This window comes from Halobacillus sp. HZG1, from assembly GCF_035818575.1.
GTDB classification, from domain to species: domain Bacteria; phylum Bacillota; class Bacilli; order Bacillales; family Halobacillaceae; genus Halobacillus; species Halobacillus litoralis.
Map to the genome: position 1 here is coordinate 136,169 of NZ_JAYLVQ010000084.1, position 12,787 is coordinate 148,955.

A 12,787-nucleotide genomic window follows, 5' to 3' on the forward strand; every position below is an offset into this window, starting at 1 on the left:
TAAAAGGTTCTCCGGTTTTTATAAGTAGGGGCCTTTTTCGCTTCCTGACTAAAACTTGGCTTCTTTAACCAGCGAGGCAGTCCAGAGCTCATCCATTGATGAATCATGACATGAACCCAGCTTTTTTTCATAGAATATGTTGGGGTGAGTAAAAATGGTGAGAGTGAAATATACAGATTCAGATGTTGCTCTGATGGCCCGGATGATGCGGGCGGAAGCCGTGGGTGAAGGAAAACAGGGGATGTTGTACGTCGGCAATGTCATTGTAAACCGGGCGGCCGCGGACTGCCTGGACTTTACGGATGTAAGAAACATCCGGGATGTCATCTTTCAAGTCCAGGGAGGGAATTATTCTTTCGAAGCGGTCCAGAAAGGAAATCTTTTTTATAACCGGGCTCGATCCACTGAAAAAAGGTTAGCCAAGAAGAATCTGGATTATTGGAGAATGCACCCGGCAAAATATGCCCTATGGTATTTCAATCCAAATGCCACGTGTCCTCCTACATGGTATGGACAGCAGTTTACAGGCAGATATAAAAATCACTGCTATTATGAACCTGTAGCTGGAACATGTGCCAGTGTATACATTTAAGAAACCAGTGATGGCAAGGGATGGAGACTAGATGAAGCGCAGTCCTGCATAGGATTGCGCTTTTAAAATGCTCCTTGAGTACTAGGAAGGGGTCTGAAATAATGGGAAGGGGAAATAAAAGAAACAAAATCCGCCAATACATAGGCATCGAATCCATTTTCAGAGTGAACGATCACTAGATTTGAACGTTTCCGGAAGACCCCATTTTGGTTGGTCTTAAGGAACACTGAAGAGCAAAGAGGAGGTGTTGAAAGCATGAATTGGAAGAAAGCAGTTCTGCTGTTCATTGGCGTGCTTCTTGGTTTAGTCTTGACCGACATGTTCACCCACTCCGGTTTTGATAGTGAACAGTTGATATTGACTGTTGTTGGAGGCAGTCTTGGATATAGTCTTGTCCTTCTGTTCCTATCAAAAAGACAAGGGAGAAGATATTAGAGCAGCGCAGGACCTTATTAAATCGAGAGCGTAACCATGGAAATGGTAGGTAAGGAGCGGTTCAATGGAATTCAAGTTCAGGCCGATTAAGATGGAAGATGTGAAACAAATCGATTCATGGAATTATGAAAACTTCGTAGAAAAAGTGGAAATGAAGCCTTATTTTGAGTCATTTCAGCAAACAGGTCAGTTAAAAGGGCCTGGTGGATGTGAGGGATATGCCGCCTTCGTCGATGAGGAAGTTGTAGGATTGTTTGAGTTCAATGTAAACAGAAACATCATGGAAATCGGGTTAGCCTTGAGACCTGATTGGATTGGAAAAGGGTTAGGGGCAACCTACGTGAAGCAGGGCATAGCCTTTGGCATTTATCACTATGACCAAGACATGAATGAGGTACGGTTAGAGGTGGGTGAACAAAACAAAGCAGCCATTCGTGTTTATGAAAAAGTAGGGTTTAAGAAAGTTGAGCAGAAAGATCGTGATATTGAGATGAGAATGGTCTTATAAGACTTTGTTTCTTGAAGCGGGCAAACCTACTGGCCATGGGTTTGCTTTTTTTTAATGGGGAGAATATAACAAGACACACCATGGCGCATTTTTCTTGCAGGGATAAAAAGGATGAATGTTAGGAGCGTTCATCCTTTTTATGATCTCGCTAATCTTCCTGGCAATTGCATGTAGGCATGCCAGGCACTTCACCACTTGAAGGCTCCAGTCTTTTCTGGGTGCATTGCTGCTCCAACGTATTCAATAGTAATCCTTCAACAATCCTTGACTCTGGCGTTGCGTACTGAGGGGCGGCATAATTCTTCTCCTCCAGCGGGTCTGTCGTTAGGTTATAGAGTTCGTATTGAGACGGAACAGGTTCTGTTTTCGTTGTGGTCACACAACAGGAGCATTGGATATTATCGTCTACCTCCATGGCTTTGCCATTCTTCTTCAATATATCACTACACCCAGGGTCACTCCAGAATTGGGGGTTGTCGTAATAGCGGGCGAACTTCCACGTTTCTTCCTCGTGATTCTGCCCGGTCTTCACCTTTGTAATGACGGCTTCAATATGATTGGGCTGCACAACGGACTCGTAAGGAACCCCGGCTGCAGTCGTTTGATTTAACCCTTTGGTAATATCGTCATCACTCATAAAATAGAGGGGTTCGTTGGCTCTGAAAAAATGTGACTTTCCTTTGATTAGAGGAGTCAAATCTCTTCCAACCAGGGGTTGGGCTTCGGTGTGGGAGCGGCTCAATTTCTCCCGGAGTTGACCTGCATCCATCCCTGCAAGGCCGAGCATCGTAGGAAGGAGATCGACATGGCTTGTTAACATGCTGGTCTGCTCTTCTTGAGCAAAGAGTTTCGGGCTATGGATAATAAGCGGGACGTGAATGGATTCTTCGTACATGTTATACCATTTTTGATGAAGGCCGCCGTGGGCTCCAAGCAACTCTCCATGGTCCGATGTGGAAATGACAATGGTATCTTCATAAAAGGAAGATTTCTGAAGAGCCCGGAAGACTCTGTGCATGTCTTCATCCGCCTTCTTTTGCAGACTGTAGTAGAGCTTCCGGTAAAAGGGCTGATCGATGATCGGCTGTAAGGCTTGGGGATACGTCACCCGGTAACTCTCCTGAGCGTCCGGTTTCGTTGAAAGTGACTCTTGATGAGTAGGAGGCTGCGGGATTGGAGGTAGTGTTGGGTCGATATTGAATTGGAATGCTGGTGAAAGAGCAGTCAGAACCCCATACAGTGCGATATCATGCGGATTGACGAAGGAACACATGATGAACCAGGGCGAATCTTTTTCACTGGACTGTTTCTCGAGATCCCGGATCAGCTCGATGGTTTCAGTAGCATAAACCTCATCCCGTCCGCTGGTTCCGAGAGCTGCCGAAGAGCCGGAATTACGTGGATTCGTTCCGTGGGGTTCAGGTCCGATCCAGCCGGAAAATCCAAAGCGGTCCAACCGGTCTGCATCCCCGTAAATTTTCTCCTTTTGCTCATTTGGCACTCCTGTGTTCGGGTCATAGCTTGGAAAGGCACTTTTAGTGCCGGGTACTAAGATGTCCTCATCGGAGGCGTGCCATTTTCCTTTCCAATACGTCTGATAACCAGAGGCGCGGAAATAATCACCGATGGTCGGTACCGTGTTTGGGTCGAGCCAGAAAACATCCGGATCGAACGGACCTTTTGCTACCCCGGTGGTCTGCGTAACACCGTGAAGGGAAGGGTACTGGCCGGTGTAGAGCGTGGCCCGGCTGGGAGAACAGGCCGTACTCCCGGCGTAATGGCTCAAAAACTCCATCCCATTTTTGCGTAATAAGTTCTGCGTCACTAAATTTTCTTTCCGCCACTCTTTCAATTCCTTTGTTTCGTACACAGATGGATACCTTTCCTGGTCGACCATCAAGAAAAGAATGTTCGGACGCTTTTTTCTTTCCACATCTACCACCCTTTCATTGCAGGAGCGTGTATGGTTCTAAATATATGTGGCTGCCCGGATTTTATTTGGTGGATCGCAAACCATGGAGTCCTGTATGAAGATTCCCCCGCCTCTTCACTGGTTTACAAGACAAAAAAGAGCGCAACTGTTTAAATAGTTACGCTCGATGACTCACCCATTCCCGTCCTGAGGTGATGCACACTTTATTTCTGCCCGTTTGCTTGGCGTCATAAAGGGCGTGATCCGCTTCTTTGATTAATAGTTTCGGCTGTATCGTCGTCTCATTGTAGCAGGCGAGCCCGATGGAAACGGTAATGTGAATCATCTGTCCGGTGGTTAACAGGAAGGGGTGACTTTCCACTCTTTCTCTGATTCTTTCACTGATTTCCATGGCACGATCTGTCGGACAATCCAATAGAATGACGGTGAATTCTTCTCCACCATTTCGACTCACAATATCGAAGGAGCGTACGGTATTTTTCAGAATCCGGCTTAGTTCGATTAACACCTGATCCCCTTCTTTATGGCCATAGGTGTCGTTGACCTTTTTGAAATGGTCAATATCGATATACAATAGCGACAATTTTTCTTCATTATGTACGGCTTGCGCGGCGATCTTGTTGAAAGATTCATCGAACTTGCGCACATTGTTCAATCCAGTCAAACCGTCTGTCGCTGCTTCTGCTTTATATTTATTCAACATGTTCTGACTTCTACGGACGAATTCGATCACATAGAAAGAGATAAAACCAGCCATGTACGAAATGATCCAAAAAGACGGAATCAGGAAGGACAAGGTCCCTGGATTTTCTAAGAGGTAAACAATCATAAAGGTGAAGATCACGTTTGATGAAGTAAGTGTCAGGAAAATCTTCTTCCGTTTGGACATGTTCAGTTTAGTTATAGTCAACGTGAAAAGTGTAATCGAAACGATGAGCAACAGCGCAAGCATCGATGATGTATTGAAGCCGATAAAGAACCGGCCGATAATGACGAGAAACATGGAGGCAAGAGCAGGAACGGGCCCGCCATAGTACGCCACCAAAATGACAGGGATGTGCCTGAGATCCACAATGGTCGTATCAAAGTGCATGCTGTACTGCATAAGGACATTCGCTAAAATACCTGCAAGAATACCTGAGACGATTTTCGTCTTCATCGTAGAAGAACGGCTCAAAGGAATGGCATGTGTGGACTGTGAATAAACGAATAAGGAGGCAATTAATAGGGCTACGTTGGATATCAGTTCTTTTAAAATCATGGGTATCACCTATGTATGAAAAAATTCCTCGTACGTGAGGTCGGTTCCCGCTCCGGTCACTCGTCTTGTCTCATGAACCATTGCTGTACGAGAGTAGGGGAGGGACAATCGTTGGTATAGCCTGTGTAGTATTATATACTTTTCTTATAAAGGAAGAAAATAGTAAACTCAAAATTGCTGTGTCTATCATTTGAATTTTTACGATCGTTTGCAAATAAGGCTGGTGTAGTTTTATCGCCGATGCGTGGAAGGGGAGGAGTTTTTTCTCTTTTGTTTAATATACTCTAAGAGGGAATAACAGGATTATAGACTTTTATGGAGTGAATACTTATGTCAATCTTCCAGGTAAATGACTGGCCCTGGTCAGATATACTGATCGTGCTGGGCTTCCTATTGTTTTTATTCTTGAGCCGCTTGGGGTTGAGCTTCTTGATCAACCGGGTCTTCCGGGATAAGGGAAGTATTCAGCGAGCCGCCTTCTCTTTGATTAATTGGGTGGTGTTCAATGGCCTGCTTTTATTCGTGATTTTCTATTTCTCTGATTCTGCCTGGCTCCTGTATCCGCTATTCACCATCGGTCAGGTAGAGATTACACTGTTTTTAATCATAATAGCCGTGCTGATCATCACTTTTGCCTACAGGCTGTCAAAGGTTCTGAATGAACATCTGCTGCCGTTTTTCTTTGAGCGTCATCATTTGGATAAGGGCATCCAGTTCACGATGGAGCGGATCGTCCATTATGTCATTATGGTCGTCGCTGTATTGGTCAGTTTGACTACGGTCGGTATCGATCTCAGTGCTCTTACCGTTTTTGCCGGCGTCTTAGGTGTGGGGATCGGTTTCGGTATGCAGAACATCGCCTCAAACTTTATATCCGGTTTGATTCTCCTTTTTGAACGACCGATAAAAGTTGGAGACAGGGTGCTTATTGACGATGTCATCGGGGATGTTGAAAAAATCAGCATGCGTGCGACAGTCGTCCGTACGCTGGAGAATGAACACATCATCATCCCGAACTCTTATTTTTTAGAGGAAAAAGTAGTGAATCGTTCGTTTGCGGATCCGAGGCTTCGTTTGACGATTCCCATCGGGGTGGCCTATGGAAGTGATGTGCAGAAGGTGAAAAGGATCCTGCTTGTGGTTGCCGAATTGGCAAGGCAGGAGCACGCCTTCGTCCTTGAATCACCAGCGCCTTTCGTGAATTTTAAAGGGTTCGGTGACTCGTCATTGGACTTTGAACTGTTTCTATGGATATCCGATCCGAAAGAAGTGATCCGGATGAAAAGTGAGCTGAACTTCTCCATTTATGAGCAGCTGAATGAAAACGGGATTGAAATTCCTTTCCCTCAAAGAGATCTGCACATTAAATCTGCTCCTCTATCTTTACTGAAAGGTCAGGAAGAGGACTCTTGAGAGTTAGTTGAGTCCAGGCATAAGCCTTCGTTGAAGGCTTATGCCTTTTTTCGTGGGTGTATAAAAGGAATTTTCCAAGCAGTTACGAATCGTGCAGGAGTCTGCCCTTTTCACTTTACGATTTGTACCTTTGACCGTGCTTTTTGTCCCTTCTATTCATAAACAGATTCCTCTGCCGCGCTGAGCTCCTAGAATAAGAGTATCAGTGAAAAGGAGGGAATATAATTGAAGAAAAGGTACATTTTTAGTTTATTATTATTAGGGACAGTACTTATGATGTTAAGTAACGGGAAATATCTGATTGCCATAGCTGCCTGGGTGTTTCCGTTCGTTTTCATGGTTGCCGTAAAGGACTTGAGGGGCCGTTGGGCGTGGATTCTTCTTACGCTCATCATGGCTCTGGGGAATCAGTTGAGTTTTAACCGTATGCTTCCGGAATTGGATATTCCTCTATTCGGTTTTATCCCTGCGGTGGCGGGGGCTTTATATGCGCTGCCCTTCGTTTTGCAGAAACTGTGTTACCGGGTGGCCCGATCCTTTCTGGTCACATTGATTTTCCCTAGCTCCTATACCCTTTTAGACTATACGAATGTGTATTTGAACCCGTTTGGTACGTTTGGCGTCCTTGGGTATTCGCAGGCCCATTTCCTGCCAATGGCGCAAGTAGCCTCAATCATCGGGGTGACGGGGCTCACATTCGTCCTTACGTGGGTTGCTGCCATCGTGTATTGGCTGACGCTTGATCGGCCGAAAGTACACAGAAAGGGAGTCGCCCTGGCAACAGTCATGGTTCTTTTACTTACCATAGTCTGGGGGAGTTTGAGAGTCAACGGATCAGTGGATCATCAAACGGTTCTCGTTTCAGGCATTCATACGTTGGATCGTAACAATGAAGAGGTCCTGGAGATCTTTAATTTGCGAAATAAGGATTTTACCGAGAAAACAGAAAAGCAAATCGAAACCTTAATGGAACGGACCACGGAAGAAGCAGAAGCGGGTGCGAAAATCATTCACCATTCAGAAGGAACCGCCGTGATGGATGAATCTCAGCGCTCCTCCTACTTAAGTCGTTTGCAGCGTATGGCGGAAGAACATGAGGTGTACATCATTACCGTTCCTTATGTGATTACAGAGGACGCCAAAAAGAATGAAAATGTCTTGTATGTCATCGATCCGAACGGAGAGATTGCCTTAGAACACTATAAATATGGCGGCAATTTTATTGAACAGACGGTAACGAAAGGGAAGGAGATCCAGGCTGTTGATACGCCTTATGGTCGGTTAACGGGCATCATATGCTGGGATAAAGACTTCCCTTCCGTCGTCAATCAGGTGGGGGAAAAAGACATCGACCATTTATTCATCCCTTCGGCAGACTGGGAAGAAATATCGCCCTATCATACGATTGTGGGGAATTTCCGCGGCATTGAAAATGGAGCGAATACCGTTACCCAAACGGTTAACGGTATGTCCATGATGACCGATTATACAGGGCAGACATTGGCGAAAATGAATCATTTTACTACCGAGCACTGGGTGATGCGTGGCCATATGCCTGTCCAGGGAACGCACACGTTTTATGCGTTTGCAGGAAAGTATTTTGGTGGAATGGTTCTCGTTGTGTTTATAGGTCTTCTAGTGTTTATCGTTAAAAAAAGACGCCATTGATAAAGGAGTAGTCATGAAAATAGGATTAGTTTGTGAGGATAGGATCCGGGAGGACGTTGCTGCAAAAGTTCAGGAGCTCGGGGTTGAGTTATACGCCAGTGCCGATGTGTATCTTGTACAAGAGGGGCTGCACCAGGGATTGCTCCCCTGCATCGTTTTTCATCCTGACAACCTTGATGGGCTGGTGGATTTACTACATCATTATGTGGGCAAATCTGTGACATCTAAGGTGACAGGGATGTTGAATGATGCGTATTACATTCTACCCCATGAAGATATTTTATATTTTGAAGCACTGGATGCCGTCGTTCTCTGTCATACCTCTGAGGAAACCTATCATCTGAAAGAGCGGTTGTTTCAACTGGAAAACCGCCTGCCCGGCGACCAGTTTGTCAGAGTGAGCCGGTCTTTTATTGTGCAAATCAATGCGGTGACGAAAGTCATTCCATGGTTCAACCGAAGACTTTTATTAACGTTTGCAGGGTCAAAAAAAGAAGTGGAAGTTTCCAAGAGTTACGTCAAGTCTTTTAAAGCGTTTTTAGGAATGAGGTGAGGAAATTGCGTAAATATTTTTTGGAAGCTCTGATTCTATCGGTATGTGTCGGTGTGATGATCCGCGCATCCTTGCTTCTTGTGACCGGACAGCCCTTATTTTCACAGATGTTTAGTTATGCAATGAGCGTGTTGATTGCTGTAGTCTCCTGCTCCATCACGTTCTTCATTCATTTTAAGATCTTAGTGAACAGTCGTTATACGTTACGTGTGAAGTATACGGTTTCATCGGTTTTGATTTTATTCGTATATCTAATTGGCAACGTGATGTTCGGAGGATTATCCATTGTTTCTGAGGGAGCTTTTTATGTTTATGCAGCCCTCATTTTACTTTTATCCAGCCCGCTTATTCATTATGTAAATAAGAGAATCCATAAATACAATCAATACTTGCATTGGAAGCAGTCGAAAAACAGGAACGCTTAATAGCCGTGGGCTTCTTGATATAAGATAAAGCGTAAGAAAAGAGGTCAGAGTAAAGCACTCCGACCTCTTCTTCCTTTCAAGAAACGATTTTCCCGTCACTCATTTTCACAATACGATCCGTGTAATCCAACATTTCTTCATCATGAGTCACGATTAGTGTCGCCATATTCTGAGTTTTAGTGACCTGTTGAATCAACGCCATCGTTTCTCTTGACCGGTTTGAATCCAAGCTGGCCGTCGGTTCATCCGCGAAAAGGATGGTAGGTTCATGGATGATGGCACGTGCCACTGCGACTCTTTGTTTTTCTCCACCGGAAAGGGAAGAGGGGTAGGCAGTTCGTCGGTGGGACATCCCTACTTCATCCAGGATTTTCTTGATCTGTTTTTGTTTTTCCTGTTTGATGCCACGACGGTCAGCGATGTCCATCATGATCGAAAGTTGTTCTTCAACCGTTAGGAAAGGGACAAGGTGGGAGCTTTGGAATACGAACCCGAAATGCTGAGCTCTAATCTTTCTCACTTGTTCTGCCTTCCATTCGGCTAGATTTTGATTATTAAATAACACCCGGCCTTCAGAAAGTCGTTGCAGACCGGCAGCGATGGTCAAGAGTGTACTTTTTCCAGAACCTGAAGCCCCTATTAAAGCAGTGACTTCTCCTTCTTCGAGTGTCACATCCACGCCTTTCAATACCTCTTCTTCTGTTTCTCCATTTATAAATGACTTTCTTACCTGCTCTAATTGTAATCGACTCATGTCAGGCCTCCCCTTGTTGAATGGCTTGTAAAGGTTCAATTTGTTTAATCTGTAATCCTGATACAGTTGCTCCTAAAAATCCCACCACGAAAAATACAATGGATAGTTGGACAGTGGTTGAGACTGATAAGTGATAGGGCATGGTATCAGGAGCGAAAACTTGAAAAGCCTGACTTATCAAAGCAGCAACAAGTAGTGAAGTCATGGTGATCAGGGCCATTTGACTCCAGATCATTTGGAACAAATCAGCTGTACGAATGCCTAGAGCTTTGAGTATGCCATACATAGCTATTTTTTGGACATTCATCATATAAAAGAAGATGGAAAATAACAGCCCGCTGATCACAACGAGAAACCAGACAATCATATTCAAAGTCATTTGCTCCGCTTGATAACTGGGGATCGTCGACAAGAATTCACTCTTGGAGAAGGCCTGTAATCCTCCCTTGTTTTCTGCTATCTCTTCACTATAGATCAGCTGATATTCTTTTGTTCTGAACATGCGGTTAAAATCCTTTGAATGGATCAATGCCACAGGGGAATGATTGAACTTCTGGTTATCGACAAAGTCGACGACTTCAAACGTTTCCTCAGACTGTGGACTGGACAGTCTGTCACCGATCTTTATGCCTTCGCCTTTTAATGAGCGGTCGAGGATGACTTCTCCACTTTTCACAGTATTAAGGAGCGGCGTTTCTGTAGCGGTCAGGAAAGCGACACTCTGTTGATTGTCGGACTGTGTTTTCAGAGCCCCCATTTGCAGTGAAAAAGCGAAGGAATGCTCATCTTCTGTTTTAAAGTCCTCCAGTTTCTGCTCGTCTATATGAGACTGGGTGTAGGAATCATTAGAATCCCCGCTCATATAAAACGTTCCTTCCGGCATATTTTTTATCAAGGATACGTTGTCCTGTGATAGTCCATCCGCCAAACCGGAAATGATGAACGTCAACAGACTGATGAGGGAAACGATGGAGCCTACAATTAAAAACTTCACCTTATTCTTTTTCATTTCTTTCCAAGCCATATACATGAATCCTTCCACCCTTTCTAAAAAAACCTTTTGTTTTCTTCACTGATTACTTTAAATCAGGTAAGTGAACAAAAGGTTAATGATCCATTACATATGGGGAAGAAGAATTTTAAATGTCGTTCCTTCTTCCAAGCGGCTATTTACTGAAATGCTCCCTCCATGGAGGTCGATCACTTCCTTCACGATGGATAATCCTAAGCCCGTCCCTTGTTTGGTTCTGGCAGAATCTGCACGGTAAAAGCGGTCAAAGATTTGTTCTTTCTCTCCGGGTCTTAAACCTATCCCTGTATCTGTAAAAGTGACTTCGATTTGATCGCCTGACTTATTCACCACGATGTCAATATTCCCGCCCGGTTTATTATATTTAACCGCATTGGTCAACAGGTTTTCCCAAACAGCATGAAGGAGTTCCGGATTTCCTTTCACCCACACCTCATCAAGAGAGTAGGTCAATGACAGTTGGTTTTCATCGATCAGCCAAAAGTACTTATGAAGGAGATTTCTCAATTGGCCGGTGACATCCACGGGTTTTTTAGAAAACGGGTGCCTGTTTGGTTCGAGTGATGATAAGGTTAACAGCTGCTTGGATAAAGTCGACATCCTCTTTGTTTCCTCCTGAATCACTTTTAAGTACGTTTTTCGATCTTCCTCAGAAAGCGTGTGGCTTTCTAATAAACGGCTGTATCCCTGGATATTCAATAAAGGCGTCTGAATATCATGCGATACGTTGGAGACGAACGTTCTTCTCAACTTGTCTAACTCTCCCAGCCGTGAAATCATATGCTTGAAATTTTGGGCCAGACGTCCAATTTCATCCTTCCTGTGGATGTCAAGACGGACGTCAAATCCATCTTCTCCCACTTTATTCGTAGCATGAGATAACTTCCGAACAGGGCGTATGATCATCGCCGCCCAAATGAGTACAGCGACTAAACTGAGTAGGAAAACAGCCAAACCCATCCACCCCATGAGAATGTGTATTTCATTGAACAAAAGCTTGATGTTCGGCCGCAGGAATAGAGCATACGTAGTGCTGTTGTGAGTCAATGGCACACCTACAGAATTTTTCAGCTCATTCGCAAAAAAACCGGTCACAAAAGTTTTCTTGGGGAAATCTCTCATCCCATGATAAACCTGCCCACTAAGGACATTCTCGATCGTCGCTGATGATAGATTTTTTTCATCAAAAGATCCACCAAAAGAACGTCTTTCTCCTTGCTGATCGACTACGAAAAGTTGATATCCTATAGAAGCAGTATGCTCGAGATACTGATCAAGGTTCTCCTGTGTTTCTGCGTATTCAGCGATTCTGCTGGCAATTTTCATGTTTTTTGAGTCGTTTTCCGGTTTCAGGTTATTTTGATAGTAGGCATTGGCCATAAAAAAACCGATAATCGAACTGAGTAACATGATGAATAACGTGGTCACCAGAAATTTGGAATACAAGGACTTCATGAGAAAGTCACCTCTAATTTATATCCGACACCACGGACCGTAACAATTCGAATCGTAGAGGTGAGTCTGCCGAGACGTTCACGGATTCTCTTAATGTGAACGTTTAACGTTCTCTCATCCCCTTCAAAATCCAGCCCCCATATATTCTCAATCAAGGCGTCACGATTGAAGACCTGGTTCGGGCGGGAGGCTAATAAGGCTAATAATTCAAATTCTTTCAAAGGCATAAGCAAGTGCTGTTTACCGATCTGTACTTCATAGTTTCGTTGATCAATCTTCACGTCCTGTAATTGAATGACATAATTGCTCGGTTTATCATATCTCCGTAAGACGGCCTGAACCCGGAAAATTAATTCCTTTGGTTCAAAAGGTTTAACGATATAATCGTCCGTTCCAGCCGTGTAGCCCTGCTCTTTATCATAGAGTTCACCTTTCGCTGTGAGTAAAATGACCGGAATATCGTACGTATCCCTTATTTTTCTGGTAAGCGTGTACCCATCCATTTTGGGCATCATCACATCCACAATAGCTAAATCAATCGCCGATTCTTCCAGCAGTTCCAAGCCCTCTAAACCATTTCCGGCTTTATATGTATGGAAGCCAGCTTCCCTTAGAGTCACCCCTACAAGATTTACGATGTGAGAATCGTCATCGATGATTAAAATTGAGGTCATCACATTCATCCTTTCTCCACCAATTTCTATGTTACATCGTAAAAGTGAACAGAAGATTAACAACAGCCTTATTATATCTTGGATTA

General features: G+C 44.2%; 13 protein-coding genes. 7 read left to right on the forward strand and 6 right to left on the reverse strand.

The window, feature by feature from the left end:
* The first annotated feature begins 154 nt into the window (after positions 1 to 154).
* The 3 genes from VKA52_RS18765 (at position 155) to VKA52_RS18775 (ending at position 1,535) form a co-directional block, all read left to right on the forward strand.
* A complete protein-coding gene (locus VKA52_RS18765) occupies positions 155 to 592 on the forward strand; it encodes a cell wall hydrolase (RefSeq protein ID WP_326316816.1) in 438 nt (145 codons plus the stop codon).
* Between the two features lie 255 nt (positions 593 to 847).
* Positions 848 to 1,027, forward strand: a complete 180-nt coding sequence (locus VKA52_RS18770; protein WP_326316817.1) for a hypothetical protein — start codon at positions 848 to 850, stop codon at positions 1,025 to 1,027.
* Positions 1,028 to 1,091: 64 nt separating this feature from the next.
* Positions 1,092 to 1,535, forward strand: a complete 444-nt coding sequence (locus VKA52_RS18775; RefSeq protein ID WP_326316818.1) for a GNAT family N-acetyltransferase — start codon at positions 1,092 to 1,094, stop codon at positions 1,533 to 1,535.
* A gap of 148 nt (positions 1,536 to 1,683) precedes the next feature.
* Here VKA52_RS18775 and VKA52_RS18780 read toward each other — a convergent pair whose 3' ends face one another.
* Together VKA52_RS18780 and VKA52_RS18785 are read right to left on the reverse strand one after the other, a co-directional pair.
* Entirely contained in the window at positions 1,684 to 3,468 is a 1,785-nt protein-coding gene (locus VKA52_RS18780; RefSeq protein WP_326316819.1) for a sulfatase-like hydrolase/transferase, read from the reverse strand.
* A 157-nt stretch (positions 3,469 to 3,625) separates the two neighbouring features.
* The gene (locus tag VKA52_RS18785) at positions 3,626 to 4,729 is read right to left on the reverse strand and encodes a diguanylate cyclase (RefSeq protein WP_326316820.1); all 1,104 of its coding nucleotides are present in this window, start codon (positions 4,727 to 4,729) and stop codon (positions 3,626 to 3,628) included.
* Positions 4,730 to 5,059: 330 nt separating this feature from the next.
* Here VKA52_RS18785 and VKA52_RS18790 point away from each other — a divergent pair, with 330 nt between their 5' ends.
* The 4 genes from VKA52_RS18790 to VKA52_RS18805 all read left to right on the forward strand — a co-directional run bounded on the left by VKA52_RS18790 (position 5,060) and on the right by VKA52_RS18805 (position 8,788).
* Positions 5,060 to 6,142, forward strand: coding sequence for a mechanosensitive ion channel family protein (locus VKA52_RS18790; protein ID WP_326316821.1), 1,083 nt, complete (start codon positions 5,060 to 5,062; stop codon positions 6,140 to 6,142).
* Positions 6,143 to 6,367: 225 nt separating this feature from the next.
* A complete protein-coding gene (locus VKA52_RS18795; RefSeq protein WP_326316822.1) occupies positions 6,368 to 7,810 on the forward strand; it encodes a nitrilase-related carbon-nitrogen hydrolase in 1,443 nt (480 codons plus the stop codon).
* A gap of 13 nt (positions 7,811 to 7,823) precedes the next feature.
* The gene (locus VKA52_RS18800; protein ID WP_160912429.1) at positions 7,824 to 8,363 is read left to right on the forward strand and encodes a LytTR family DNA-binding domain-containing protein; all 540 of its coding nucleotides are present in this window, start codon (positions 7,824 to 7,826) and stop codon (positions 8,361 to 8,363) included.
* 5 nt (positions 8,364 to 8,368) lie between these two features.
* Positions 8,369 to 8,788, forward strand: coding sequence for a hypothetical protein (locus tag VKA52_RS18805; RefSeq protein ID WP_326316823.1), 420 nt, complete (start codon positions 8,369 to 8,371; stop codon positions 8,786 to 8,788).
* A gap of 76 nt (positions 8,789 to 8,864) precedes the next feature.
* On the opposite strand, the gene VKA52_RS18810 is transcribed toward VKA52_RS18805, so the two are convergent.
* The 4 genes from VKA52_RS18810 to VKA52_RS18825 form a co-directional block, all read right to left on the reverse strand.
* Positions 8,865 to 9,542, reverse strand: coding sequence for an ABC transporter ATP-binding protein (locus VKA52_RS18810; RefSeq protein WP_326316824.1), 678 nt, complete (start codon positions 9,540 to 9,542; stop codon positions 8,865 to 8,867).
* 1 nt (position 9,543) lies between these two features.
* Positions 9,544 to 10,572 carry an ABC transporter permease gene (locus tag VKA52_RS18815; RefSeq protein ID WP_326316825.1) on the reverse strand — a complete coding sequence of 343 codons (1,029 nt, stop codon included), beginning with the start codon at positions 10,570 to 10,572 and terminating at the stop codon, positions 9,544 to 9,546.
* Between the two features lie 87 nt (positions 10,573 to 10,659).
* Positions 10,660 to 12,027, reverse strand: coding sequence for a sensor histidine kinase (locus tag VKA52_RS18820; protein ID WP_326316826.1), 1,368 nt, complete (start codon positions 12,025 to 12,027; stop codon positions 10,660 to 10,662).
* Entirely contained in the window at positions 12,024 to 12,701 is a 678-nt protein-coding gene (locus VKA52_RS18825) for a response regulator transcription factor (protein ID WP_326316827.1), read from the reverse strand. The genes VKA52_RS18820 and VKA52_RS18825 overlap by 4 nt, the downstream gene beginning before the upstream one ends.
* Positions 12,702 to 12,787: the final 86 nt, after the last annotated feature.